Genomic DNA, 24826 nt, shown 5'->3' on the forward strand with positions numbered 1-24826 from the left:
TTGTTTAGGTTTATACTTTGGTTATTTAATTACTTTCATTACCCCGTTCATAATTCTCCAGTGCCCTGGAAATGAACAAATGAAGGGATAGTTCCCAACTGAAGCCGGTACTTTAAACCTCAATTTAAAGGATTCTTCCGGATTCACCAAAGGTGTATGGAATAATACTTCAGGCATTTGTGGTATGTATTGTTTTTCTGCACCTTTTGGATCTTGCGCCATCTTATCTGCGGCAGCACCCACTTTTTCCATACTGCCTTTCTGCAAAATCAACAAGTTGTGTTGCATGAAGTCAATATTTGCAAACACAATCTCTATCGTACTGCCTGCTTTAACGGTGAAGGTTTTTGTTGCAAACTTCATCGCATTAACTATCGGAGTAATCCTGATGGTTTGGTCTGGCTTGGATTCAGTCTTCGCAGTTGTCTTTACGTCGTTGCTTTTTGGCGCCACTGCTCCTGGGTTCGCGGCCGAATCCACATGCCTGGCAATCGCTATTTTTAAGGCATCTTTTATCCACCTGTCACCACTATTTTGTGGGTTTTTCTCTGCTGCAAGCAACTCATCCTTAAGGGATGGGGAAGGTGGCAATTCAGCAATCCTCAATATGGCAGCCAATCTGGTATTTAGATTAGGGTCGTTTAACAAGCCTGCCTTTTGAATGGCAGCTAATGATGCAGAGTTGTCTGGTAGTACTTGTAAAGCAGCCTTTCTAACGCCCGCCGAGGGGTGCGATAATGCTTCAAATGCAACATTAAACGCTTCCGGGTTTACATACATGCCCAAGCCCTGCAATGCCCAAAGTGCATGTATTGCTGCCGGATTAATCCCCAGTTCATCTACTTTTTTATCTTTTATTAACTTATATAATTCAGGTGCTATTGCCTTATTTCCAGATTCTACAATCAAACGCTGCGCAGTCGTCCTCCAAAACATATTGTCACTTTGTAATCCGCTGATTAGTGATTTCGGATCTTTTTTATCCAGCGATTTGATCTTGGCAGGAATTGCATTGTTGTATACGATTTTGTAAATACGACCGTGTGTCCTGTCGCGCAAAGGGTTGATGTAGGCATTTCCTTTCCCGTTTTCAAAACCGGGAGGGGTAGGGTTGTGCTGAATAATAAAATTATACCAGTCCAGTACCCAGACTGCTCCGTCCGGGCCAACTTCAGTTTGTACTGGCCCAAACCATTCATCCGAGCTGGATACTAAATTCCAGCCGTCCTGTTCCACGAATCCCGATCCCTTGGGTTCCAGTATGGCCTGGTGTACCACCCTGCCAGTCGGTTCATTTACAAAGGCAATTCTGTTCCAGTAGCGCTTTGGGAAATTTCTTGCGGTGTAAAGACTATGTCCGGCTGCTGCGGTAAAACCGTTAAAAACGTCTACCTGCCGCAGATTTTTGGTGACCACATGCATTGCGTAATGCCCATCTATTTTGTCAATTGCCTTATTAACAGGCTGTCCAATCTTTGCCAATGCAGTGCTGGGTATTCCCAAAAATGCACTATGGGTGTTGTTGGCGGTAGATAGGAAAACATCATTATTTTCAGAAAAGCCCAGCCCCCAGGTATTGTTGCTGGTTCCACCAAGGTATTCCAGGTTTTTGCCGCTTACATCAAAATGATAAACGCCCTGGCTAAATTTCAAATCCTGCCCCTCTACTTTTCCTACAAAACCAGAATAACCTACAGTACCCCAAATCTGGTTATCCATACCGTATTTAAGGTTGGACGGACCGGCATGGGTATCAAACGTACCCCAGCCGGTTATTATTTTTTCCCTGATGTCCGCTTTATCATCACCGTCAGTATCTTTCAAAAAAATAAAGTCCGGCGCCTGGGCAATGATCACTCCTCCATTAGCAAATACGATACTGGTAGGGATATTAAACTTATCGGCAAAAATCGTAAACTTATCCGCCTTACCATCACCATCTGTATCCTCGCATATTTTTATCCTGTCTAAACCTTCACCCTTAACATCTCTAACTGTATTCGGATAGTCTATGGTCTCTACAATCCAAAGCCTGCCCCGTTCGTCCCATGCCATGGCAATTGGTTTTTCAATATCCGGCTCTGAGGCAAATAACTGCATCTTGAAATCTACCGGAACTTGAGTTAACAACTGAGATTCTTGCGGACTCAGCGCTGCCTGTAATTGAAAACCACCTTCTCTTTTTTCATAGTTTGGTAATTTCGCATCAGTATAAGCAGGGGCTGGTTTGGCAAGCTTGTCCCAGTCTTTTTTTGCAGCATCGTTCACAGCCCAGAGTAATCCATTTTGCAGCAGTTTTAAAAAGCCAGGGTTTTTCCACGTGCGTTCATCATGTCCGTAGGCGGTGTAAAATACCTTGCCTTTGCCGTAATTTTTTACCCAGGTATAGGGTTCATGGTGGTTGCCCTCTCCACGTTCGGTAAGCACATGAATGTCTTTGGCAAGCTTATCGTGTACATATGTTTCATCCCAGGTAGTAAAGGGTGATAAACCCTTCATTATCGGGTGTTTTGCATCCACTATCGTTTCAATAAAGGTATCTGTCTTGTGTTCCTTAAATTGTCCGCCCACCATATTGATGTATTCAGGAGAATTCTGAAAACAAAAGGAAGCACAATGAACAGGAATAAATGCTTTTCCACTTTTCACATAATCCAGTAAAGCTTTTTCTTGTGGGGCGGTAATGGTATCGTGATTGGAATAGATCATTAGCCCATCATACTTGGCAAGGTTACCGGTATTTAAATCGTTAGGATCAGTTGTATATGATATGTTGATGCCGTTCTTGAAAAAATCCTGCGAAACAATTTCTGCAAATTTTTCAGAATTGTGATGCTCGCTTTTGTGTCCAAGCAATAATATTTCCAATCGGCGCGGTTTATTGTCTGCATAAAAGCTTCCTCTAAAATTTATAGCGGCTGCAAAAATAATGACAACAATGGCCATGTACTTTTTCATATTCAGGGATAATTTGGTTAGAATTTAATGATATCTAAGCTCTACAATTCAGGTCATAAAACCTTTTACTTTTTTATCAAATACCGACTGTATTCTGTCATTTATTTTGGTTAATTTAGGCTGTTAAATGCAATTATAAAGTTCATGAAAGTTGCCGTTCACAAATCGCAGATTCCACAAACACAGATGTTCCTGGTTAAGGAGTTAGATGATAAGCATTTTGATCCGGTATGGCATTCTCATTCCGAGTACCAGCTTTTTGTAGTGCTAAAGGGAACTGGTACCAGATTTATTGGTGACAGCATCAAGGCATTCCACCCGGGCGAACTTGTTTTTACCGGTTCAGACCTGCCGCACCTCTGGCGCAGTGATGAGGCATACTTTAAGAAAGACAGTCCGCTTAACATACAAGGCCTGGTCATTTATCTTAACGAGAATTTTCTGGGAGATGATATGATGCAAAAAGAAGAAATGGTGGTGCTCAAGAAGCTTTTCAAGCGTGGGGCAAGGGGCCTGGAGTTCTTTGGCAAAGAAAAGGAAAGGGTCATCAAAATGATGAAAGACCTACTACAGCTATCCGGGCTGGAGAGCGTTATTCAACTCCTTAGCATACTGCTTGCTTTGTCAAAGGCCAAAGATTATCAATACATCTCCCATACTGCATATGCTGGTCCATTTAATAAAAACGAGACCGATCGGATGAATAAAGTTTATGAATATTCATTACAAAACTTCCGTAAAAAGATCGTGCTTCCGGATTTGGCAGCGATGCTATTTATGACACCAACCTCTTTCAGTAGGTATTTTACGGTTCGTAACAACAAAACATTTTCCAGGTTTATAGCAGAATTGAGAGTAAAACATGCTTGCAAACTACTTACCGAAACCGATCTTCCCATTTCAACCATCAGCTACGAATGCGGGTTCAATACCCTCTCTAATTTTAACAGGCAATTTAAAGAAGTGATGTTTAAAAAGCCATCGGCGTATAAACAGGAGTTTATGAAACTGTAAATGTCTGAATTTTGCGAACTATCATTATCTTGTGTGCGAAATGCAACCAAATAAGTCACATACCCTTTCTTTTTACTTGTTAACCGTGCTGTTGTTAATTGCTTTTTCAGGCAAGTCCCAAACGCTCAGCGGAACCTATGTTTTTGACGATAAAGTTTCGGTTACTAAGTTTATCTTCAAAGGCAGCTCATTCAAAGAACAGTCCACCAAAGATGGCTACAACTTGTTCGGAGAGGGTACTTTTACCATCATTAACAATCAGCTTGTCCTTCAGTATATTAAAGCGCTAAATAAGGATTCTTCTTCCTATCAATTGACTGCTGCTGATAAATTTAGCAATGAATATTCAGGTGTGGTAACGATTAAGGTCCTCGCAGATTCTGTGCCTAATGCAGCAACAGTAACATTTACCGATAGTGTGGGAAGACCGATATCCGGAATGCAAACCGACAGTGAGGGTAATGTAACAGCTTTGGTTTACAATGCTACACCGGCCAAGGCCATTAGTATTGCAGTAGTAGCTTTTGAAACAGTAACCATTCCTATTAATCGACTAACCCGAAAAATTAGCGACTTAAAAGTGAACATGAAAATGCAAACCAAGAATCGATATAAGCCTGCCGGGATTACGACCTATCAAATTGTCAATCGCACAAAAGATAAATTGCTGTTGCAAGGCGATCAGAAGCAGCAACTATTTAAAAAGATAAATTAAGTTAATGAAACATTATTTCAGTGGAATTATTGTGCTGTGTCTATTGCTGGCACAGGGATGTAAACAGGAGGGCAGCTATACAATTAAAGGAGCATTCAACTTGCCAGATGGAGCAATGGTAACGCTTTGGCCAGATGATCATTATCACCAAATTGCTGGAACGCCCATAAAAGATAACCAATGGAAACTCAATGTAGAGGGCTTGGATGAAGGGGTCTATGACCTGCTTGTTACCTGGCCTGATCCCAATTTTGCAGCTACAAAAATCAAAAATGGCAGCTTTCTGTCTACCCCAGATTCCTTACGTTCCAATTTGTATCTGTACTTAGAATCCGGAAGCGACTATGAGCTGTCTTGCCCGGTTAAGGATTATACTACGGTTTACGCCCCAACCACTGCTAACCCAAAGCCCTTTCCATTGGCCGTCGTTACAGAGTCGGTCTATACAAAAGATCTTCATCTGATGCAGTCAATGCAGGCTGTAGTAACGCTGGCTTACCAGAAAAAATTGGACAGCCTTGATGTTTTGGTGAAGGGTTTTTTGGCGAAAAATGATGATGTGAATTATGGCAAAGCCATGAGTGAGTATCAAGGCCTGGAGAAAAATTTTTACGAAAAGGAAAGATTTAAAACTATAAAGCGCTTTATAGATACACATAAAGCTTCCGCCGTAAGTGCTTACCTCATTGCTACCGCACCCAATCTCAAACAAGAAAAAGCCTATTTTGCCAAGGCGTTAGCACAACTGGATCCTAAACTAAAAGATTCTCGCTACGCTAAAGAAGCTAGGAGAAGAATTGCGCTATAGCTTAGTTATAGAAGATATCTTGACACCTACAAAGCAATCGTCGGCACAATTTCTTTCTACATAACCGCAAGTAGAGATCATACCATCATTTTTTGTTTCCAAATAATAGTCGGTATTTTTCTGTTTTACCAGCCATTCCGTTTTAGCCTTCTCATAAATCTGATCTAGTGTTAATGCTGCCGGCCAGTTTTTAGGATTCGGATGGTCTTTATCTTCCAGCCATTGCTCAACAACAACCAGTAGGTGGGTTTTATCATCTATGTTTTTTAACACATAAGCCCTTGATAATACAGCTCCGTTCTTGATGGTAACTGTTGACTCTGATGAATAGCCTGTCCAGGATGATGTTGTCAGGACGTATATGTAGGAATTATTGCTGCTTGCTTTGAAGCGTTCAAAGGTCTTTGCGCTTGTTTTAAGATCACTTTTGTGTTCGATACCATCTTTCTTGCAGCTCATAAATGCGGCTGACAGTAAGAACAAAAGTAGGGTTAGTTTAGCCAGATTCATAGTGTTTGTTTTATAAGTAAACGAATGCCTTCAATAAATTGCTACAGCTATCTGGATTTTTTGTTATTTTTAGCTAACCAAATAATTAACCATGAAACAATTAGCGCTTATCTTATTATTTTTTATTTCAACTGCTGTCATCGCTCAAGAAAAATCTCCTGTCAACTTACTGGTTGAGGAAGGCATTAAATTACATGATGCCGGTAAATATCCAGAAGCAATCGCTAAATATAAAGAGGCTTTAAAATTAGAACCCAGTCATCCAAGTGCCAACTATGAAATTGCCTTTACTTTATTCAGTACCAATGCCGGAAAAGAAGCCATCCCTTATTTAAATGAGGTAGTTAAGCAAAAAACCAACGTACAGGTAGCAGCGTACGACATGCTTGGTAGTATTTATGATGATCAGAAACAAGCTGATAAAGCTGTAGAATATTTTCAGCTTGGTATAAAAGCCAATCCCAAATATCAGCGTATCTACTATAACCTGGCAGTAACATATGGCCGTCAAGGCAAAGATAAAGACGCAATGACCTACCTAACAACCGCATTGAAGCTAGATCCAACACATGCAAGCAGTCACAGGTTATTTGGTGACATCACTAAAGCAGATCCTTCACTGGCCATTTATTCGCTACTTGCCTATTGTAACTTTCTGATGCTTGAGCCAGCAACCGATCGTTCTGTAGCAGTATATAAAGATATCAAAGCAATTCTAGATAAAGGAGTTGCTAAAGATGGGAAAGATGCCACCCTTACCATAACGCCATCAAAGGACACCGATCTAAGCGCCATTAACATGTCAATCACCTTGTCTTCGAGTTTGCCAAGCCAGATACCGGGAATCACAGAAGTTGAGGTTTTGGAGCAAAGGTTAAAAATGATCTTTGGCACAACAGGCGAGTTGTCTAAAAAGAGAAAAGACAAAGATTTCTTTTGGACTTTCTACGCAGATTACTTTTATGAGCTCTCTAAATCTGAGTACATGCCGCTTTTTGCACACATCATAAACTTCACCGCCAACCGGGATGCAAATAACAAGTGGATTTCTGATAATCAAAAGTTATTAATTGGCCTTGGGGAATGGGAAAAGCAACACCCTAGAAACGTCAATTAAAACCTTAAATTTGAGCGGTAAATAATCAGTACTTATCAAATGCTCAAATTCAAATATGTTTTAGTTGTCATCACCCTTATTCTGGTAATCATTGTATGCATCATAAAGAACACCAGGCCCAAAGGCCAGCTTAATTTAAGGAAGCCTGTATCAAAGTCTACTCATCCGTAATTCATTATTCAGCATTATGATTTTGTCTCAATTACCGTTCTCATGACTCAAGAAAACCAAATAGCAGAAACTGAGCTAACTTATTTTGATATTGATTCCGATACGCAATACATAATTGGTGTTCATAAATTTTTCATGCTTCATATATGCAGCTTTGGGTTTTACTCCATATGGTGGACTTACAAAGCATGGCGATTCTTTATTCAACGCGATGGTTCCCGAAAAAATGCGGCTATACGAGTAGTGTTTGGTCTATTTTATTTTGCTCCATTTTGTTATAAGATACTTAGATTCGCCAGGTTAAAAGGTTACCAGGGAACTTTTTGGCCAATCTTTTCATTTATTGGATACTTTTTTACAATGTTTTGTGGAACAATAGGGCCACCAATATTTTTTATATGGTTGTTGAGTGGATTTTTTCTAATTCAGCCGCTTAAGGCCTTTAATTTTTTGTTGTCCCAATCGTCGGAGGTTAGGGTTATAATTGATCAAAAGTTATCTGCAACAGAAATCATTATTCTTGCTCTGGGTGGTCTGGTTTGGACACTCACTATGCTGGGAACTTATGCACAGCTGGTTGTAGATTCAGGAGTGTTAAATTAGTTTATGAAACACCTGTTTTATTTTATGCTATGCGCAATAACAACTTCAGTTAGCGCTCAAAACAAGTCAAAGCAAATAGAGATCATCAGCGATACCAGGTTTCAAAATGGTATTGGTCTCATTGGCGAAAGTTCTGCGCATCCAGATGTTATTGATACCCTATACCCGTTTGGCAAAACTAAACGCGAATTGACATGGAAAATGCCACAATGGGCGACGCGTTACAACTTGAAGGGAGTTCAACCAAGGGTAGAGAAAGACACAGTCATTTACGCCAATCAAGGTAAAAAAGTAAGTTTTCTAAGGTCTGGAAATACAACCCTTGTCGGCCTCGAAATATTTGGAGGCAACGAGTATATTGAGCCAAGAGTTGCAAATGAAGCATGGCCACACCTGTTATTGGAACAGCGAACAAATCAAATGCGCTTAGATCAAATGAAAAGACTGGATTACACCATTAGTGCCAGATTGATGTATGCTAATAATCTTACAGGACCAAGTTACAACGCCGGCCTACATGCTGCACAGGTTACCTTATACCTGTTGGTGCAAAATGTAAACAAATCATCTTCCGGACTGGGCGATTATTTTTGGTTCGGCTTACCACTTTATGATTCCCGGCATCCAATTCTGGAAGAATACGCTGCCCAGGATTTGGGTAAAGAAGACGCAACAAAGAAATTTATTCTCAACGTAGCCAGTACCACTTTGTTTGCTGGTAGTTTGCATCAAAGCAAATGGGTTGATATTAAAAAAGACATTTACCCATTACTGATTAAGGCCTTCAACACCGCCAAAGCTAATGGGTATTTGAAAAGTACAGAATTAGCAGACTTGGCCATTGAAAGTACAAATGTAGGATGGGAAATCCCGGGCACATTCAATGCAGGCATCCAGTTCAAAAACCTGTCCCTGATTGCAGCACAGCGCTAATCAAAGTTCAAATTTGAAATCGCTACCTGTTATATGGATGTTCATTGATCCATCTAAAGCCTTGCTTGGTTAATTCCTGATCTATTTTTTGAAGATTGATGATTACAATTTTTCCGAAAAGTTCACCTTTTAATTCCAATACACCTGGTACTGGCGACCAGTAAGTTAACGTGTACCTCACCCCAGGCTCATCGTTAAAAGAAAGCTTCAATGTCTTCTTGTCGGTTTCAATTTGAGCCTTGCAGTAAATCAATTCCTCCTCACCAAACTTAATAAAAGCACGGTCGTAGCTGTCAAAAATTACTCTATACCACTTATGGCTTAAAAACGTACTATCCGAGGGAGGCGATCCAGCAGGCCAATTGATTGATCTGATTTGATACGCACCATAAATAGTTTCCTTAGGGTCAGCTTTTTTTGTAACTGCCATGTAAGCGGTGCCAAGAATTGGAACGACAGCACAGCTGGCAATAGCCAGGTACTTTAATATAATAAGTGTTGTTGCTTTCCATTTATGTTTAAAAGACGGTGGACTTAATGGGTTGAGCTGTATCGCCTCGCCCATAAAAAATAACTTAAACAGACGGCCCAAATTAGGGGATAGGATCACGAAGCAAAAGAATACCAATGCCGTTGATAGTATTTTTACAGGCACATCAAAAAAGTAGTTGATGGCCATAATATTAAGGCAGGTCATTAAACATAAGATCGCCCCTATTGTTGTCGTCCTTCTAAAAAACAACAATATTCCCATCATTTCTGCCACAAACATGAACGTTTTATAGCCCTCAGAATAACCCAAAAAACGCCATGCCAAACCCATAGGTGAGGAGCTACCATAAGTGTGGTCCATTCCACTGGCTGAGGGTCCAGGGAATTGTCCGTCATTTAATTTCGCCAGCCCATAATGCACTAACATGAAACCAACGTAAAATCGGATGATCACGATAAGCCAGTATTGAAGTTTCGGATAAGCTGTTCGTTTCCAGTCTATAACTGTCCAAATTGCAGTTCCAATAATTGAGCCCAATAAAATAATTAGCAAGAGCACATAACCGGCTGTAGTATCTCCACTTCCATTTACCTGGGTGTCTATTGCTTGTGGCAAGTGGAGAATATTATTTCCAAACCAGCTTATCAGTGCATTCTGTATAGCGTTACTATAGCTAAAAAATGGATATAGAAATGTGAAGCTGCCATTGTTATTCAATAAAATGAATAGGATACAGAGCAGAAATAAAAACCTGAAGCCGATTGCAGAAAGCGTTTTGTTCATAAGGGCAATATTAGGTTACGTTGATATAAGACGTTTTAAGCAATTGCATGTTACACAACAGTTTCAACAAACGTTTGATACCTTCGTGGGAATCTGGTAACCCATAAAATGATGTTGTCTTTACCGTACCGGGGAATGTTATTTTCTTCAAAAATATTTTTTAGAATAGATATTTCACCATTCATCAATACCTCGTTAAGTTCAGTAACTCTTTTATTCTTCATGTACAAGACAACACCATTTCTAATTCCAAATTTTGTAGTATAAGCAATAGAGCGGTATCCTGAAATTTCATTTATCTTAAATGTATAACTGGAAATCAGGTACCCTGCCCTGAACTGCTCATCGTGATACGATAAGGAAATTGGTTTCAGGAGTGTAGATAAGCCCTCATATAAAGAAATCAAAGCCATGAGATACAACATTACTTGTAACCATATAGGGTAATGCAACGCTCTCGACAGGTAGTAGACAAAAGGACCAAATGCTAAACCAAACAGTGTCACATAGATCATTGCTGCAGTGTAGAATGTACGGGGCTTAATTACAAAGTCATTGGGATAGGCGCTAGTCATGTTTTTGTTCTGGATTCATTTCTAAGATATAGCATTAAATTTAATTTCTATATTTAAAGCTTTGCCAAATCTAAATCGCTCTTTTCAATTTATCAGCTCCAATCATCTTTATGAACCAATTATTAGATCAGTTCGGTAGTCATTTCAAGAACTATTATAAACTCAAAGAGAATGCCCAGCAATACATTTTGGAAGAACTGCGTAGTTACGCAAATGAAAATCCAGATCAATTTCAAGCTGATTTGAAAGAATTCTGGTTTGATCGGAATATCATGCCCTTAGATTTTGTAATCCAAGCATTGGCAAAAGATCTCGAGCAGTGGGAAGGGTTTTTCATAACACTACTGGAAACCCTGGTATCCGAAGCTAAGAAAGCAAAAAAGCCAAAATATTACCTTTCAGTTATAAGTGCCTTTGCTTACATTGAGTTAGAGAATAAGCAATTCGGACAGAAAGTGGTAGATGTTTTATTACCCGAACTGGATTCTGAAATCTTGGCCATAAAAATAGCTGCCATCGAAAATCTCACTTATTATTGCAGTAATCCGTTGATCAGGGATAAATCGTTATTAGTCGTTAAACTGCGCAGCAATCTGTATCACCAAAATTGGAAAGTAAGGGTTTCAGCATTTAATTATCTGGGTTTCGAAGGACTGCTGCCAGAAGACTACAAACCAAGATTTGCAGATTTATTAAGGAAGTGGACGTTGGGTACACCGAAGAGTTAACGAACGCTTAAACTATAGCTGATGCTACCCCTTCAATATTTGGATCAGATCATCGTTAAAGTTATGCGGTTTTCTGACTGGATGATCTTAAATAGCTTTGTCCAAATCGCCCCGTTATAATGTCCATATTGCACATCCCTTAAATGACAATCCTGTCCTAGCTTTACGGTATGAAAACTATTGGTCTTTATCTGGGTGTGCTTGTCGCCTTTGCTTCTTCAAGTTTAAAAGCTCAGCCACACACCACAGCACAGGCAAACTCAAAAACGGTAAAAAATATGAAAGCGCAAGATTACACAACTTCTTTTTTAGTGGCGCAATCGCCAGAACAAGTATTTAACGCAGTAAACAATGTACGGGGCTGGTGGTCAGAACAAATCGAGGGCCGTACAGATGCGTTAAACGAAGTGTTCGACTATCACTATCAAGATGTCCACATCAGTAAAATGAAAATTATAGAGTTTGTGCCCAACAAAAAAGTGGTATGGCTGGTAGAAAACAATTATTTCAATTTTATTAAAGACCAGTCGGAGTGGAAGAATACTAAAATCAGCTTTGAAATATCAAAAAAAGGCGATCAGACAGAACTTGTTTTTACACATATCGGCCTGGTACCTTCTTACGAATGTTATAACATCTGTTCAGATGCCTGGGGCAACTATGTGCGTGGTAGTTTGAAAGACTTGATTGAGAAAGGAAAAGGCAACCCAAATCCTTATCAAACGGCTATCGAAAATGCTGAGAAGCTAAAAGATGAGGGAAAGGCCAATTATACAGCAACTTTTTATATCGATAAATCTCCAGCTACAGTATTTAACGCCATTGGCGAAATTGGTAAGTGGTGGAATACCGGGGTAAAAGGATCCGCCACAGCGCTTGGTGATGAGTTTGAAGTTAAATTTGCAGATATACATTACTCAAAACATAAAATCGTTGAATATGTGCCATTTAAGCGTATGGTGTGGCTAGTTACCGATAGCAAACTCACTTTTATTAAAGACCAGCAGGAGTGGAACGGCACCAAGAATGTCTTCGAAATTACAACGGAAAATGGCAAAACCAAACTCACTTTCACCCACCTAGGGCTTCAGCCAAAACTGGAATGCTTCAAAGATTGTAGTAGTGGCTGGAACGAGTACATTGCAGGCAGTCTTTTACCATATATCAACGAAGGGAAAGGGAAGCCTTTTAACGTTGAATAATGCCTATTAGAGCAAACTAATGATGTTTAAATAGGATGTCGAGCAAACCCCCCAGCAGTAATGCGATAATTGTAAAACTGAGCATACCAAGCATGTAGCAAACAAAGGCTTTAACGTAATTGACGATTTTCCCTTTATCAAAGAATTGACCTATCGACCATGTTAAGTAAATCATGCCAACAACTCCGGCGGCAGTCATAGATTTGATATGCGTTACGCCCTGGAATAGGGCAAACAAAGAAAAGATCAGCATCGCCATTCCCATTACAAAACAAAGCAGAATCAGCAGTTCAAAGAAATTATAATCATATTTCTTAAAAAACAATTTTAGCCAGAAGGAGATGAATATCCCCATAATAATGTTCCCATACCCATAATGGCTTTGTATCCAGGTCATAATGGAACTGGTATAGGTCACGTTTGTATTCTGGTAATTTATATAACCATCTTCAATATGAAAATAATGGCTGGTGATGGAGTAGATGAGCGAGGAAACGATAATGAAGATGATCGGTTTAACCAATTTACTCCTGTTTTCTGCAATAAACTCCTTGACATTTTCACCTGGTCTTAACATCAATTCCTTTATCGTCAGTAGGATGCCTTTTTCAAAGTGCAGTACGTGCTCAATCTCGTGCTGTATGTAATGACCATCAATGCGTTTGGCAACTGCAGGCAATCCGCAGTGCGCACAATAAGGTCCTGTTAATTCGTGGCGACAGTTTTTACATAGATTCATGGTGTGGTGTGTTTGGCATAAAAGGCCCTGCTAAAATAGGAAATTATATTTCAATGTCCCCCTTTTGCCTGCTTGGATTGTCTTTATAGCTGGATTCGGTTGAGCAATTAGCCAATGGCAAAGCCAGAATATCATTCTATACTTCCGATATCAAAAGCAATTATACGATCAGCTTAGAAGGCAGGGGATCGGATGGTTCGCTCGCAAGCAAGCGGCAAAAGATTAAAGTAGAGTAAATAATTTGTGAAGTTGGTTCACTTATTTACTTAATCCTCTTTCCAATCGCTTCGAGTTCAGCCATAAAATCATCTGCATCTTTTTTGGAACGGATAACGTTGCTCAAACTGTCAACTGAACGATTGATGCTAGGGGTATGTACAGCACTTTCAGAGGAATGCGCCGCCATGTTTTTGATTTGATTGATTTTTCTTTGAATACTTGGATTCATAAAGCAAATTTAATTAATTGCTTAGTCGAAAACAACACATTATCTTTTTTGAAACATATAATAGCGATACAAATCTTTACTCGGCCTTACATAATCAAATTTTTCTGGACGTGGTTTAGCAATATAAGTTCCATCTCGATTTTGTTCATAAGCGCCATTTCTAAAAATCCGGACATACCAGTCCACGCCAATTGCAACGAAAAAATCCTCCAGATACGATCTATTATGCTTAAACATAAGATGATAAAGGCGAGCTCTACGGTCGTCCGAACCGTCCACTCCGATTGTCAGATTTTTACCGGAGTGCAAAAAAGTCAACGCAAAAAGCAAAACTGTAGAAAACATTTTATCAATATTTTGATGTGATAATCTGACATAATCAAGGAAGCCTCCCTTACCATCCGCTGGACCAAACCCCAAATTGTATACATTGAAGAACAAGGGCTCCGGATGTTGTGTGATTTTTACTGTTAGTTCAATTAGTTGGCCATCTTGCTGCGGGCAACTAAATATTATGGAAGTGAGGTCATCTGATACCCACTTTATATCATAAGTGTCTTCAAAATTTATCTTTTCTGCATAAATGAATTTAAGCTTGTCGCCTAATCTCACAGTGATGAGGCATACGTTGGTTAAAGCAAAACAGGTTGGATTTTTTGAGAAAGTCCAAGTAAATGGGAAAATAAAATTTTTGAATTTAATTATGTAACCTAAAGGTTACTCTTTATATTTGCGTAACTTCAAAATTACGTATTATGGAAAATCAAATTAAGCATACCTGGTTCTTTACGCAACCACCATCAGTAGTTTGGCAGTACCTTACCGATTCAGACCTTCTTGCCCAATGGTTATTGCCAACTGACTTTAAATTGGAGGTAGGCCATAAATTTGTCTTTGGCGCAAAACCAATTCGTCGCTTTAGTTTTGATGGGCGGATTTACTGTCAGCTTTTGGAATTTGAACCTTTAAAAATGTTAAAATATTCTTGGAGAGGCGGAGATGGGGAAGATGTTAAGCTTGATTCTATCGTAACCTGGACTTTGGTATCGAAGGACAATGGCACCGAGTTAACTTTGGTGCATTCTGGCTTTAAAGGATTGAGAAACTACCTCCCTTACCTGGTTATGGGCAAGGGCTGGTTGAAAATTGCAAAAAGACTGTTAAAGAAAATGGACGAAACAAATGTCACAGCCTAACTTAGATACTTTTCAGGTGATTGCCGATGCAAGTCGCCGACAAATCCTTCATTTGCTTAGTCAGGAAAGTTTAACCATCAATACCATAGCTGGAAATTTTGACATGAGCCGGCCAGCTATTTCAAAACATATCAAGATCCTGGAAACTGCAGGTTTTGTGACTATTGAAGATAGAGGGAGAGAAAGATATTGCCTGCTTAATCCTCATGGTTTTGATGAATTACGAGAATGGTTGACATATTATGATAATTTCTGGAAGGAAAAGCTTGGAGCATTAAACATGTTAATGAATAATACTGAGAAACCTGGGTAATCATTTCAGCTTAACTAAAACTCATAATGTTCGGCATCAGCACCAATGTTTCGTTGAGTTTGAGCAGGTGCTGTTTTTTTCCAGAGATTTCCCAAACCACGGTAAGGGTATCGTTTTCCTTGCTTACCCTGAGCCTTTCAAACTTAAGCTCATCACTTTGAAGCTCGTTTTCCAGCGCCACAACCTGACTGAAATCGGCATCTCGGAAGGTTACACTGATTCGCTTTTGCCGCTGCAGTTTACCAATAAAATGCTCTACGCGACTCATCATAAGTAAGATCGTCAGGGTAATTAGTGTAAACAATAAGGCCAATGAATGGTAGCCAATACCGGTAGTCATACCAATGGCGGCCGAAGTCCAGATAACGGCAGCAGTGGTCAGCCCTCTCACAGAGAAATGATCTTTAAAAATTACCCCAGCACCAATAAAACCAATTCCCGTAATGATGTTGGCCGAGATGCGATCGTCCGCTCCCACGCCGTGGCGAGATACAATGGTAAAGATAGTTGAGCCCAAAGTGATTAGTAAGATCGTGCGGAAACCGGCTGATTTGTTTCGGTATTCGCGCTCAAACCCAATGATCCCACCACAAAGCAAGGCCACTAGCATGCTGACCAGGTCGGCACTGCCAATAGAAAAATCCATAAACGGAATTGTTTTCATAGTTATGAAATAGTCGCGCGGCTTATTTTGTTTCATATCAGACCAAACTTTTTGCAGCAGGTCCGTGTTGGGACTTTATAATCCAGCCCATGAAAATAAACGCCAACGAGTTCCTGGCCAAGCCAGGAGATAAAATTAAGCTTTCCAATTACAGCACAACCTACGAAGGTAAAATAGAAAAGGAGCAGGGCATCACCGCGTTAGAAGAACTGAAAAATAAATTAAACGTTAGTCAGCAGAAACTATACGCCGCTTCCGGCAAAGCATTATTGGTCATCTTCCAGGCAATGGATGCTGCAGGTAAAGACAGTGCGATTGAGCATGTATTTTCAGGCATCAATCCACAGGGATGTGAAGTACACAGCTTTAAAACACCATCGTCAACAGAATACGCCCATGATTTTCTGTGGCGTCATTATGCGGCGCTTCCTGCCCGCGGAAAGATCGGGATACACAACCGTTCGCATTATGAAAACGTGCTGGTAAGTAAAGTGCACCCGGAGTACTTGATCAATGAAAATCCAGAGAACGGCACGCACAAACCAGGTAATTCATTTTGGGAAAACCGATATGAAAGTATCCGCGATTTCGAAAAGCACATTTCCAGAAACGGCATTACCGTGCTGAAGATCTTTTTGCATTTGTCTAAGGAAGAGCAAAAAGAACGGTTCCTGGATAGGATTAACGACGAGACAAAAAACTGGAAGTTTGCTGCGGGCGACTTAAAAGAGCGCGCCTGTTGGGATGACTATCAGAAGGCCTATCAGCAAGCGATTACCGCTACAAGTACGAAGGATTGTCCCTGGTACATCGTTCCGGCAGATAAAAAGTGGTATGCGAGACTGGTTATTGCCAATATTGTACAGCAGAGCCTGGATAGCCTGGGGCTTAAATTCCCTTCCACAGGCAAGAAGGAATCCTCAGCCCTGGAAGAGTACAAGAAAATGCTATAAAGTTAGTGATACTGTAGCCGAGAACGTTCTTCCGTCTGACGGCCAGATGCCAGGACCTGGATAAAACTGCGGACGTTTAGTAAAGTAACTCTTGTCAAATACATTGCCTGCGTTCAATCCAATTCGCAGGTAGTTTGTCAGTCCCATACTTGCATTCACATCAAAAAGGTTGTAGGAAGGTACAATACCTACAGTTCCAGTTGCATTTGGTGTTACTGCATTCAAGGCATCCGCAAATGATTTAGCAGTATAACTATGCAAGAGGCTCAGGCTGTTGTGTTTAATTTTCAGCGTGACACCATTTCTGGATGTCCACTCCGGTACACTTTCCACCTTATTGCCGTCAATAGAAATAGTGGTTTTTGCATTAGCATCCCTGATACTGGCGTTCTCATAACGTGCGTCCATATATGCGGTAGCGGTAAATAAGGAGAAGCTGGACGTTTTTCCCAGCGGAAATTCCGCTTGGCTAAACAACTCGATACCCCGGGTTTTAGCGTTGCCAATATTGGTGCGGTAGATGATCTCCTGGTTACTGGAATTGGTTTGTGAAACTGTTCCCAATCGGTTATTGTATTGCAACTGGAAATAACTTACATCCCAATTTAGAAACCTCCAGTTTCCCCTAAAGCCCCCTTCAAGGTTATAGCCTTTGGCGTCTTTGAGATTTTTATCTGCCAGTTCAAAAGTGGATCCAGGGATGATGTCTTTGAAGATTACCGGGCGGTACGCCTGCGACCAGCCTGCATACAAGTTCATCTTATTATTGATGTCATACTGCGCGCTTGCGCCAAACAAAGGAAATTCATGTTTGATGGTGTTAGGGATATCATTAGCCGGATAGTTAACGATGGTCCCGCTCATATCAGTCTTACCCAGTTCCACCCTAATCCCGGTATTTACAGACAGTTTTGGCAGCAATACCCACCTGTTTTCTGCAAAGAAAGCCACATTGCTGGTTTTTAAGTGCATGTCCCTTCCAAAACCAGGGGTAACTAAGGAAAGGTCAAAATCAGTCCCGGTAGTACCTTTGCCCAATTGCTGACGGTGAAGATCGTTATTCATGTATTGAAGGCCGGCGGCGAGGTTGCTGGTCTGTCCCAAAAAAGAGTAGGACTGTAACACCCGTAGCTCATTGGTAAAACTTTTAAAATGGTCAATATCAACTTGCCTGTTAGCATATTGCAGGCTGACCGGGTCTGTGGCATCAACTACATTGGCCAGCTTATCAAATAGCACACTATTTCGTGTACCTAATACCGCGGAAGAAGTAAATTTGACCTCCGTATTTTCACCTGCTTTCCAGTTCAGGCTTAGCGATGGCACATTGATGTCGGGGTTATAATAATTACGTGATCGCGTGGAAGAACGCGGATCAGTTTTGAACATTTCATCGGTCAGCTGGCCAGATAGGTGGATCAAATAGTTAGATCGCGTCCATTCTGCCTTAAGTTCCAAATTTGGATTAAACTCATAAAATAAGGAGATGTTTTGCGCATCAAATTTAGAATCTCCATTTTTTCGGTAACCACCATTTGCTTTTTTGTTGAACCACGCGTAGTACTTAAATTTTCCCTTGGTGCCGCTTAGGGAATTGAACGTGCTCACCAGGCCATAGGAGCCTACGGTACTGATGCTCTGAAAAGCCAAAGCAGACGAATCCGGTTTCTTGCTTACGTAATTGAGCATTCCACCAAACTGGCCCCCATACTGCAGGGAACCTGTACCTCGTACCAGTTCGATTCGCTCAACAGCTTCCAGTGGGATGTTATAGTGACTGGCCGGATAACCGTACATGTCAGAATTCGTGATTACGCCATCTTTACGGATATTGAATTCCCAGCCCCGGTGCGGATCCAGGCCTCGTGTAGATATATTAGTCTGGTTTCCGGTTCCGTCCATATCATACACAAAAATTCCTGGTATCTTGGAAAAGATTTGCCGGGCATATTTTTCCGTTAGCGGTGCATCTTTTTTTGTCAGCTCGATAACCTCATTCTTTTTTCCGAAAAATATATAGGTTCCCGCAATGGAATCCAGCCTTTTTATGTCGCGCTGCTTACTTAGGCTGTTAATTTTAACTTCGTTCAGTTTCCTGGCCTCTTCTGGGGTGTTTTGCGCCAACACGGGAGTCGTGAGGACTATTGCAATTGCGAGCGTATATATTCGTTTCACTAAGTTTATTTTGGTTGGGTCTAATATAAAAAATTACTTACTATTATGTAGAATCATTCTAGTTTAGAGAATCATTCTTTTTTTACACTTGAGGATGGTCGAACTTCGGTTTGTTTAAATTGCATAAGATAAACGAATATTTACCGTTTATCTTATTGATATTTTGCATTTTAACAGATTTATTGTAATTTTGATTGAAGATAAACGAATATTGACCGTTTATCTTGTTGATATTTTACATATGGATATTCGAGAAGAACTAAGAATCTTATCAAATCAGCCGCTTACACATCAGCTCCTGGCTGGCCTTTTAAAAGACTACAAGCGACCAAATGATAAAATATTATCATTAAAGGCGGATGGCCTAATTGACCCGATCAAAAAGGGACTTTATGTAGCAGGAAGATCTCTGGGTGGAGAACGGCCTGAAAATGCACTGCTTGCCAACCACATCCTAGGGCCAAGCTACCTTTCAATGGAGAGTGCACTCAGCCATTACGGACTAATTCCAGAGAAAGTTTTTGCGGTCACCTCAATGACTATAAAGGCTCCTAGAAATTTTAAGACCAGCATTGGTTTATTTACCTACGCAAAGCTTACATTACCTTATTATGCATTCGGTCTTACTACCATAAGCTTATCTAAAGATCAGCATGCCATTATGGCCATCCCAGAAAAGGCACTGTGCGACAAAATTGTTGCAACAGCGGGCATAAACTTACGAAGCCTATCTTCAGCACGGGATTATGTTTTTGGAAACCTGAGAATGGAAGAAGACGATCTCGCTAAGTTTGATCTAACTGTGATGTCGAGCTGGCTGGAAAATGCACCCAAAAGAGAAAGTCTGGAAATGTTAATCAAAATGATCGGAAAAATATGATTAAGGAATGGCTTGAAAGTTATCATCCCGCAAGCAGGGAGGAAGCTAAAGATGCATTGAGAGAAATCATGCAGGAAATTGCCTTGGCAGGACTTAATCGCGCTGGTTTTTTTGAAAAGGCGGCCTTTTATGGCGGAACTGCGCTCAGGATATTCTACGGGCTTGACCGCTTTTCAGAGGACCTGGATTTTTCTCTGCTCGCAATTGACCCGGAATTTTCACTGGAGAGATACCAGGAAGCCATCATAAACGAGTTCGCTGCTCTTGGTATGCAGGTATCTATTTCAGAAAAACAGAAAACAGCGAAAAGCAACATCAACTCTGCCTTTCTAAAATCGGAAACTATTTGGAAGGAGCTTGTCCTGGAAGGCGTTATTCCACAGAACGGACTAAAGGAAGTGGCCAGCATTAAAATCAAAATAGAGGTGGATAAAAAGCCTCCATTGGGATTTTCTACCGAGGAAAAGCTATTGCTCAAACCATTTTCGTTTTATGTGAAGTGCCTGTCCCTTCCTGATCTATTTGCCGGAAAGATGCATGCGCTACTTTTCCGGAAGTGGGGTACTAACGTAAAGGGGCGGGATTGGTATGATATGGAATGGTACATTAGAAAAGGATACCCCCTCAATCTTAACCATTTCCTGCTAAGGGCAATCGATAGTGGCGACTGGAAACAAGAGCACATCAGCGATGAGGAATTCAGAAAATTATTGAGCGAAAAGATCGAAAGTGTTAAGATGGACTTTGTCAAAGCAGACATCTCCAGATTTATAAAGGACCCAAATTTACTTGAAATATGGTCTCCAAGTTATTTCCATGACCTAATTTCAAACTTGAAGATAATAGATCACGTTAAATGAGCCAGCGCTGAAGGGCGCCGACTGGGAAAATTAGACCATTAGCAAAAATGATCTTAGGAAAATATGGAATGAAAAAAATAAAATTAGTTAAAACATAGTTATTCGATAAGTGGTTATTTATCTACATCTATAAAACAACTAAACTATGGAAAAGAAAGCAACTAAATCACAGGCATCCAAGGAGATGCGTGATCCGAAATCATCAAAACAAGAAAAATCTCAGGCTGCTAAAACGCTTAGCGAATCTGGGAAAAAGTCAACAAAAAAGTAATAAAAGGCGCATTAATTTGCGCCTTTTTAGTAAGATAAATCTTTGAGCTTTCCAATTTGTTTCGTCGATTTTTCCAAGCAAACTTCCTTCAAATATTTTTCTACTTAGATCGAAAAGAACCACAAGTTGATTCAAAAGTACAACAAACTCCGGCTCATTTTAGGCGACCAGTTGAACGGTCAGCATTCTTGGTTTAATGAACCAGATTCTAAAACCCTTTATGTCATTATGGAGCTGCGCAGCGAAACAGATTATGTCTGGCATCACATCCAAAAGGCCTGTGCATTTTTCGCTGCCATGGGGCAATTTGCTGAGCAGATCAGGCAAATGGGGCATAACTGCGTTTACATCAGCCTGGACAATCCTGATAACAAGCAGTCATTTCAGCTCAACTGCCTGGAATTGATTAAAAAACATCAAATACAGCGTTTTGAATACCAATCGCCTGATGAATACCGTCTTAATCAGGAACTTAATGCTTTTTGTGAGCGCCTGAAAATTCCCTCTCAAGCCTACGATACGGAGCACTTTTACACCCGCCGTGAAGACCTCGCCGAATACTTTAGGGATAAGAAAGGGCTTTTGATGGAAAATTTTTACCGGGAAATGCGTAAGAAACATGGTATCCTCATCAACGGAGCTGAACCTGAGCAAGGTAAATGGAATTTTGACGAAGATAACCGTAAAAAGCTGCCTAAAAACCATATCCCTAATCCGCCCAAATTATTTGAGAACAACGTAGCTGCAGAATACAAGCGTATCACTGATGCAGGGGTGAAAACCATAGGTCATATAGATCCGAAAAACTTTTACTGGCCATTGAACCGTGAACAGTCTCTCGAACTGCTTGATTATTTTTTGAGTAATTGCCTCCCACTATTTGGAACTTTCCAAGACGCCATGCATACAGAAGCCTGGTCGCTCTACCATTCCCGACTTTCGTTTAGCCTGAATACAAAAATGCTTTCCCCGAAAGAAGTGATTGATGCAGCGATAGCGACCTGGCAATCTGATAAAAAGGGAATTGCCATCAATCAACTGGAAGGCTTTGTTCGCCAAATTCTGGGCTGGCGGGAATACATGCGGGGTATCTATTGGATGAAAATGCCCGAGTTTGCGGAGATGAATTATTTCAGCCATCAACGTAAGCTCCCAAATTGGTATTGGACGGGTAAAACCAAAATGAATTGCCTAAAGCACAGCATCACCCAATCCCTCGACCATGCTTATGCTCACCATATCCAACGGCTCATGATTACCGGGAATTTTGCCTTGTTAGCCGGGATTGATCCCGACGAAGTGGATTTCTGGTATCTAGGTATCTACATAGACGCCATCCAATGGGTAGAAATTACCAATACCAGGGGCATGAGCCAATATGCCGACGGAGGAATCACCGGTTCAAAACCTTATACTGCCAGTGCAAACTACATCCATAAAATGAGTAATTACTGCGAGGGCTGCCATTACAACAGGGAGAAAAAAACAGGTGAGCAATCTTGTCCATTTAACAGTTTGTACTGGAATTTTCATGACCTGCACAGGGCTAAATTAGAAAAGAACCCAAGGCTTGCGATGGTCTACCGCGCATGGGATAAAATGGATCCGGAGATCAAGGCTGCAACATTACTGAGAGCAAAGGACTGCTTGGATCACCTGTCAGATTTATAATGAATTGCGAATCATTATTTTGGACCTGCGTTACCCGTTTTTACCTCTCCAGCCTTTTTATAGTTTACCATGATCACGCCTGTGGAAGTGATTTTGCTTTCAACGATCTCGAAGGCTGAAGGTACGGCAACATCATTGAACAAGCGTTTGCCTTTACCCAATATGACCGGGTGAATGTTGAGCCAAAACTCATCCACCAGATCATGCTCAAGCAATAGCTGAACAAGTTCGCTACTCCCCCAGATCTTGATGTCCGAGCCATTAGAAGCCTTAATTTCTTTTATCGCTTCAATATCTTTCAGGAACACTACATTAGTCCATTCGGTACTATCTACGGTATTGGTCAGCACATATTTGGTCACTTCGTTAATGCCTGGCCAATATTCGGTATGGGAAGGCCAGTAGTTCTCCCAAATATCAAAAGTCTTGCGTCCCAAAAGCAGATCGGCCCGCTCCAGTTGCTTTTGCATGATGGGTCCGGAGTCTTCATCACCATAAGGCGCCATCCAACCACCAAGTTTAAAATCGTTTGAGGTATCTTCGTCCGGGCCACCCGGACCCTGCATTACGCCATCTAAAGTGATGAATGATAGAACAGTTATCTTTCTCATTTCGCTAAGTATTTATTTAAGTTTTAAACTACTATCACCAAATTTCCACAATTGAGAGCAAAAATAGAAGGTGCATGCGCGACATTTGATAGGGTAAGATACGACAACATCAGCGGCACTCGGTAAAGTGCCGCTTTAACTTGTAGCCCATCATTAATCTAATGGATTGTATTTACTTTTACGGTTTTTTCATAGTTTATGATGTTAAGTTGAGATTGCTTTGGTGCTGCGCACTGCGCAACGACGTGCGGTTAAAGAAAAGAGGATGCCACTAAATAAAAGTCAGCTCAGGCAATTTTGCTCATTCAGAACTAAAGACACTCTGCCAAAAGCCTTTTAGAAATTTCCTCTTTTTTGAGATAGTCTATTGAGTCGCTAAGTTGCAGATATCGATAGACAATATCCTTATTATCTATACACATCTTAATCAATCTACCAGTTGGTAGCGACGTAATTCCTTCATTTTCGATATTGGATATAGTATTCTTGCTAAAACCTAAAACTATACTAAATAAAGAAGCCGAAATATGATATTTATTTCTAAAAGTTTTAATTTCAATTGGTGAAGCTGCCCCCTTTGCTATGTAATAGGCATTCTTTAGTGACTTAATATTTCTCTCCATTTGATTCTTGGTATAATGCTTAACCATTTTAGTTTTGTCAATCATACCAGTGTCCTCGTCTACTTCGAAATCTAAATAATAAACCTCTTCATATTCAAGCCTTAAACCTTTGTGAGTTTTATAAACAATTTCATGTAACTCATTAGAAGGTTCATTGTTTCTAGTCAATACTTTCTTAGTTTCCATAATATTAGTTTTTAAATGGCTGTGTCATTGGATAGGCTGGTATATGATTTGAAAATAGTAGAATTTGCAATCCTGCTGCTTCAAGCCCATATTTTAAATAGATCTGTAAATTATCATCTCCGATATAGGTACAAAAAGCACAAACGTTAAAATCTCCTTTTGGAGAGGGATCAATACCAGTATAATAGTGCTCTGTGGTAAGATTTGTTATAGCTTTCTCAATGTCACTTACTTCAATATCAAATTCAATAGCTAATGTTTGCAATTCGGAGCTAGCTTTGTTTGTAAAAGTAATTTCAACGCCCTCAGCTATCCGTTTTCTAGTTTCATCTATAAATTCTTGTACTAAGATTAAACTGTCAGTAGTATAGGGTAGTTCGGTCATCTTTGGTATAAAATTATATGTAAGCAAATATACTAAACATATCTGTATTTCCCAATCATTGGGAAATGCTAACAACAATGTATCTGAAAATTTTATGTGATGCACTGTCTTGTCCTGCTAATACCTATAATATATATTGATAGTCAAAGTGATAATTCCCTATTTTTTCTATAGAGCATTTGCAGCCAAAACTATAGATCTTAAATGAGTCAACAACTTAAATCTAATGACATTTTATTTT

Annotated in this window: 27 protein-coding genes; 15 read left to right on the top strand and 12 right to left on the bottom strand. The window is 40.3% G+C overall.

The window, feature by feature from the left end:
- Positions 1-21: 21 nt before the first annotated feature.
- Entirely contained in the window at positions 22-2958 is a 2937-nt protein-coding gene (locus tag ACXZ1K_RS07595; RefSeq protein ID WP_458972776.1) for a PVC-type heme-binding CxxCH protein, read from the bottom strand.
- Between the two features lie 144 nt (positions 2959-3102).
- On the opposite strand from ACXZ1K_RS07595, the gene ACXZ1K_RS07600 reads away from it, so the two are divergent.
- Genes ACXZ1K_RS07600 through ACXZ1K_RS07610 form a run of 3 tightly spaced genes read left to right on the top strand, consistent with a single transcriptional unit; the run spans position 3103 to position 5495 of the window.
- Entirely contained in the window at positions 3103-3972 is an 870-nt protein-coding gene (locus ACXZ1K_RS07600; RefSeq protein WP_458972777.1) for an AraC family transcriptional regulator, read from the top strand.
- A gap of 40 nt (positions 3973-4012) precedes the next feature.
- A complete protein-coding gene (locus tag ACXZ1K_RS07605; protein ID WP_458972778.1) occupies positions 4013-4687 on the top strand; it encodes a hypothetical protein in 675 nt (224 codons plus the stop codon).
- A 4-nt stretch (positions 4688-4691) separates the two neighbouring features.
- Complete coding sequence (locus tag ACXZ1K_RS07610) at positions 4692-5495, top strand: hypothetical protein (protein ID WP_458972779.1); 804 nt, start codon at positions 4692-4694, stop codon at positions 5493-5495.
- On the opposite strand, the gene ACXZ1K_RS07615 is transcribed toward ACXZ1K_RS07610, so the two are convergent.
- Entirely contained in the window at positions 5490-6005 is a 516-nt protein-coding gene (locus tag ACXZ1K_RS07615; RefSeq protein WP_458972780.1) for a hypothetical protein, read from the bottom strand. The two genes, ACXZ1K_RS07610 and ACXZ1K_RS07615, sit on opposite strands and share 6 nt — an antisense overlap.
- 91 nt (positions 6006-6096) lie before the next feature.
- On the opposite strand from ACXZ1K_RS07615, the gene ACXZ1K_RS07620 reads away from it, so the two are divergent.
- The 3 genes from ACXZ1K_RS07620 to ACXZ1K_RS07630 all read left to right on the top strand — a co-directional run bounded on the left by ACXZ1K_RS07620 (position 6097) and on the right by ACXZ1K_RS07630 (position 8829).
- A complete protein-coding gene (locus tag ACXZ1K_RS07620) occupies positions 6097-7122 on the top strand; it encodes a tetratricopeptide repeat protein (RefSeq protein ID WP_458972781.1) in 1026 nt (341 codons plus the stop codon).
- A 213-nt stretch (positions 7123-7335) separates the two neighbouring features.
- Positions 7336-7896, top strand: coding sequence for a hypothetical protein (locus tag ACXZ1K_RS07625; protein WP_458972782.1), 561 nt, complete (start codon positions 7336-7338; stop codon positions 7894-7896).
- Positions 7897-7899: 3 nt separating this feature from the next.
- The gene (locus tag ACXZ1K_RS07630) at positions 7900-8829 is read left to right on the top strand and encodes a hypothetical protein (protein WP_458972783.1); all 930 of its coding nucleotides are present in this window, start codon (positions 7900-7902) and stop codon (positions 8827-8829) included.
- 22 nt (positions 8830-8851) lie between these two features.
- Here ACXZ1K_RS07630 and ACXZ1K_RS07635 read toward each other — a convergent pair whose 3' ends face one another.
- Together ACXZ1K_RS07635 and ACXZ1K_RS07640 are read right to left on the bottom strand one after the other, a co-directional pair.
- On the bottom strand, positions 8852-10105 hold the full coding sequence (locus tag ACXZ1K_RS07635) for a hypothetical protein (protein WP_458972784.1): 1254 nt from the start codon (positions 10103-10105) through the stop codon (positions 8852-8854).
- A 50-nt stretch (positions 10106-10155) separates the two neighbouring features.
- On the bottom strand, positions 10156-10680 hold the full coding sequence (locus ACXZ1K_RS07640; protein WP_458972785.1) for a hypothetical protein: 525 nt from the start codon (positions 10678-10680) through the stop codon (positions 10156-10158).
- 110 nt (positions 10681-10790) lie between these two features.
- Between ACXZ1K_RS07640 and ACXZ1K_RS07645 the strand changes: the two genes are divergently transcribed.
- Positions 10791-11408, top strand: coding sequence for a hypothetical protein (locus tag ACXZ1K_RS07645; RefSeq protein ID WP_458972786.1), 618 nt, complete (start codon positions 10791-10793; stop codon positions 11406-11408).
- Positions 11409-11578: 170 nt separating this feature from the next.
- A complete protein-coding gene (locus ACXZ1K_RS07650) occupies positions 11579-12610 on the top strand; it encodes an SRPBCC family protein (protein WP_458972787.1) in 1032 nt (343 codons plus the stop codon).
- A gap of 16 nt (positions 12611-12626) precedes the next feature.
- Here ACXZ1K_RS07650 and ACXZ1K_RS07655 read toward each other — a convergent pair whose 3' ends face one another.
- The 3 genes from ACXZ1K_RS07655 to ACXZ1K_RS07665 form a co-directional block, all read right to left on the bottom strand.
- Positions 12627-13349 carry a DUF3667 domain-containing protein gene (locus ACXZ1K_RS07655; protein ID WP_458972788.1) on the bottom strand — a complete coding sequence of 241 codons (723 nt, stop codon included), beginning with the start codon at positions 13347-13349 and terminating at the stop codon, positions 12627-12629.
- 262 nt (positions 13350-13611) lie between these two features.
- Complete coding sequence (locus ACXZ1K_RS07660; protein WP_458972789.1) at positions 13612-13797, bottom strand: hypothetical protein; 186 nt, start codon at positions 13795-13797, stop codon at positions 13612-13614.
- A gap of 39 nt (positions 13798-13836) precedes the next feature.
- A complete protein-coding gene (locus ACXZ1K_RS07665; RefSeq protein WP_458972790.1) occupies positions 13837-14409 on the bottom strand; it encodes a DUF6934 family protein in 573 nt (190 codons plus the stop codon).
- A gap of 143 nt (positions 14410-14552) precedes the next feature.
- On the opposite strand from ACXZ1K_RS07665, the gene ACXZ1K_RS07670 reads away from it, so the two are divergent.
- Positions 14553-14993 carry an SRPBCC family protein gene (locus tag ACXZ1K_RS07670; protein ID WP_458972791.1) on the top strand — a complete coding sequence of 147 codons (441 nt, stop codon included), beginning with the start codon at positions 14553-14555 and terminating at the stop codon, positions 14991-14993.
- Complete coding sequence (locus ACXZ1K_RS07675) at positions 14980-15306, top strand: ArsR/SmtB family transcription factor (protein WP_458972792.1); 327 nt, start codon at positions 14980-14982, stop codon at positions 15304-15306. Before ACXZ1K_RS07670 ends, ACXZ1K_RS07675 begins: the two co-directional genes overlap by 14 nt.
- A gap of 10 nt (positions 15307-15316) precedes the next feature.
- On the opposite strand, the gene ACXZ1K_RS07680 is transcribed toward ACXZ1K_RS07675, so the two are convergent.
- Positions 15317-15970, bottom strand: coding sequence for an MgtC/SapB family protein (locus ACXZ1K_RS07680; RefSeq protein ID WP_458972793.1), 654 nt, complete (start codon positions 15968-15970; stop codon positions 15317-15319).
- 89 nt (positions 15971-16059) lie between these two features.
- On the opposite strand from ACXZ1K_RS07680, the gene ACXZ1K_RS07685 reads away from it, so the two are divergent.
- Complete coding sequence (locus ACXZ1K_RS07685; RefSeq protein WP_458972794.1) at positions 16060-16923, top strand: polyphosphate kinase 2 family protein; 864 nt, start codon at positions 16060-16062, stop codon at positions 16921-16923.
- On the opposite strand, the gene ACXZ1K_RS07690 is transcribed toward ACXZ1K_RS07685, so the two are convergent.
- Positions 16918-19098: a TonB-dependent receptor family protein gene (locus ACXZ1K_RS07690; RefSeq protein WP_458972795.1), complete on the bottom strand. Its 2181-nt coding sequence runs from the start codon at positions 19096-19098 to the stop codon at positions 16918-16920. The genes ACXZ1K_RS07685 and ACXZ1K_RS07690 overlap by 6 nt on opposite strands.
- A 241-nt stretch (positions 19099-19339) precedes the next feature.
- Here ACXZ1K_RS07690 and ACXZ1K_RS07695 point away from each other — a divergent pair, with 241 nt between their 5' ends.
- From ACXZ1K_RS07695 to ACXZ1K_RS07710, 4 genes are all read left to right on the top strand, one after another.
- Complete coding sequence (locus tag ACXZ1K_RS07695; protein ID WP_458972796.1) at positions 19340-19978, top strand: type IV toxin-antitoxin system AbiEi family antitoxin domain-containing protein; 639 nt, start codon at positions 19340-19342, stop codon at positions 19976-19978.
- Complete coding sequence (locus ACXZ1K_RS07700) at positions 19975-20838, top strand: nucleotidyl transferase AbiEii/AbiGii toxin family protein (RefSeq protein ID WP_458972797.1); 864 nt, start codon at positions 19975-19977, stop codon at positions 20836-20838. Before ACXZ1K_RS07695 ends, ACXZ1K_RS07700 begins: the two co-directional genes overlap by 4 nt.
- A gap of 145 nt (positions 20839-20983) precedes the next feature.
- Entirely contained in the window at positions 20984-21109 is a 126-nt protein-coding gene (locus ACXZ1K_RS07705; protein WP_458972798.1) for a hypothetical protein, read from the top strand.
- A 126-nt stretch (positions 21110-21235) separates the two neighbouring features.
- Positions 21236-22780: a cryptochrome/photolyase family protein gene (locus ACXZ1K_RS07710; protein WP_458972799.1), complete on the top strand. Its 1545-nt coding sequence runs from the start codon at positions 21236-21238 to the stop codon at positions 22778-22780.
- 14 nt (positions 22781-22794) lie between these two features.
- On the opposite strand, the gene ACXZ1K_RS07715 is transcribed toward ACXZ1K_RS07710, so the two are convergent.
- The 3 genes from ACXZ1K_RS07715 to ACXZ1K_RS07725 all read right to left on the bottom strand — a co-directional run bounded on the left by ACXZ1K_RS07715 (position 22795) and on the right by ACXZ1K_RS07725 (position 24585).
- Positions 22795-23391, bottom strand: a complete 597-nt coding sequence (locus ACXZ1K_RS07715; protein WP_458972800.1) for a dihydrofolate reductase family protein — start codon at positions 23389-23391, stop codon at positions 22795-22797.
- Positions 23392-23702: 311 nt separating this feature from the next.
- A complete protein-coding gene (locus ACXZ1K_RS07720; protein WP_458972801.1) occupies positions 23703-24200 on the bottom strand; it encodes a hypothetical protein in 498 nt (165 codons plus the stop codon).
- Between the two features lie 4 nt (positions 24201-24204).
- A complete protein-coding gene (locus ACXZ1K_RS07725) occupies positions 24205-24585 on the bottom strand; it encodes a hypothetical protein (protein ID WP_458972802.1) in 381 nt (126 codons plus the stop codon).
- Positions 24586-24826 lie beyond the last annotated feature (241 nt).

The sequence above is a fragment of the Pedobacter jaeyakensis genome (genome assembly GCF_054461315.1).

Excerpts from the sequence above, each read along its gene's own strand:
- ACXZ1K_RS07595 (WP_458972776.1), bottom strand. The coding sequence starts at position 2,958 with ATGAAAAAGTACATGGCCATTGTTGTCATTATTTTTGCAGCCGCTATA.
- ACXZ1K_RS07600 (WP_458972777.1), top strand. The coding sequence starts at position 3,103 with ATGAAAGTTGCCGTTCACAAATCGCAGATTCCACAAACACAGATGTTC.
- ACXZ1K_RS07605 (WP_458972778.1), top strand. The coding sequence starts at position 4,013 with ATGCAACCAAATAAGTCACATACCCTTTCTTTTTACTTGTTAACCGTG.
- ACXZ1K_RS07610 (WP_458972779.1), top strand. The coding sequence starts at position 4,692 with ATGAAACATTATTTCAGTGGAATTATTGTGCTGTGTCTATTGCTGGCA.
- ACXZ1K_RS07615 (WP_458972780.1), bottom strand. The coding sequence starts at position 6,005 with ATGAATCTGGCTAAACTAACCCTACTTTTGTTCTTACTGTCAGCCGCA.
- ACXZ1K_RS07620 (WP_458972781.1), top strand. The coding sequence starts at position 6,097 with ATGAAACAATTAGCGCTTATCTTATTATTTTTTATTTCAACTGCTGTC.
- ACXZ1K_RS07625 (WP_458972782.1), top strand. The coding sequence starts at position 7,336 with ATGACTCAAGAAAACCAAATAGCAGAAACTGAGCTAACTTATTTTGAT.
- ACXZ1K_RS07630 (WP_458972783.1), top strand. The coding sequence starts at position 7,900 with ATGAAACACCTGTTTTATTTTATGCTATGCGCAATAACAACTTCAGTT.
- ACXZ1K_RS07635 (WP_458972784.1), bottom strand. The coding sequence starts at position 10,105 with ATGAACAAAACGCTTTCTGCAATCGGCTTCAGGTTTTTATTTCTGCTC.
- ACXZ1K_RS07640 (WP_458972785.1), bottom strand. The coding sequence starts at position 10,680 with ATGACTAGCGCCTATCCCAATGACTTTGTAATTAAGCCCCGTACATTC.
- ACXZ1K_RS07645 (WP_458972786.1), top strand. The coding sequence starts at position 10,791 with ATGAACCAATTATTAGATCAGTTCGGTAGTCATTTCAAGAACTATTAT.
- ACXZ1K_RS07650 (WP_458972787.1), top strand. The coding sequence starts at position 11,579 with ATGAAAACTATTGGTCTTTATCTGGGTGTGCTTGTCGCCTTTGCTTCT.
- ACXZ1K_RS07655 (WP_458972788.1), bottom strand. The coding sequence starts at position 13,349 with ATGAATCTATGTAAAAACTGTCGCCACGAATTAACAGGACCTTATTGT.
- ACXZ1K_RS07660 (WP_458972789.1), bottom strand. The coding sequence starts at position 13,797 with ATGAATCCAAGTATTCAAAGAAAAATCAATCAAATCAAAAACATGGCG.
- ACXZ1K_RS07670 (WP_458972791.1), top strand. The coding sequence starts at position 14,553 with ATGGAAAATCAAATTAAGCATACCTGGTTCTTTACGCAACCACCATCA.
- ACXZ1K_RS07675 (WP_458972792.1), top strand. The coding sequence starts at position 14,980 with ATGTCACAGCCTAACTTAGATACTTTTCAGGTGATTGCCGATGCAAGT.
- ACXZ1K_RS07680 (WP_458972793.1), bottom strand. The coding sequence starts at position 15,970 with ATGAAAACAATTCCGTTTATGGATTTTTCTATTGGCAGTGCCGACCTG.
- ACXZ1K_RS07685 (WP_458972794.1), top strand. The coding sequence starts at position 16,060 with ATGAAAATAAACGCCAACGAGTTCCTGGCCAAGCCAGGAGATAAAATT.
- ACXZ1K_RS07695 (WP_458972796.1), top strand. The coding sequence starts at position 19,340 with ATGGATATTCGAGAAGAACTAAGAATCTTATCAAATCAGCCGCTTACA.
- ACXZ1K_RS07700 (WP_458972797.1), top strand. The coding sequence starts at position 19,975 with ATGATTAAGGAATGGCTTGAAAGTTATCATCCCGCAAGCAGGGAGGAA.
- ACXZ1K_RS07705 (WP_458972798.1), top strand. The coding sequence starts at position 20,984 with ATGGAAAAGAAAGCAACTAAATCACAGGCATCCAAGGAGATGCGTGAT.
- ACXZ1K_RS07715 (WP_458972800.1), bottom strand. The coding sequence starts at position 23,391 with ATGAGAAAGATAACTGTTCTATCATTCATCACTTTAGATGGCGTAATG.
- ACXZ1K_RS07720 (WP_458972801.1), bottom strand. The coding sequence starts at position 24,200 with ATGGAAACTAAGAAAGTATTGACTAGAAACAATGAACCTTCTAATGAG.
- ACXZ1K_RS07725 (WP_458972802.1), bottom strand. The coding sequence starts at position 24,585 with ATGACCGAACTACCCTATACTACTGACAGTTTAATCTTAGTACAAGAA.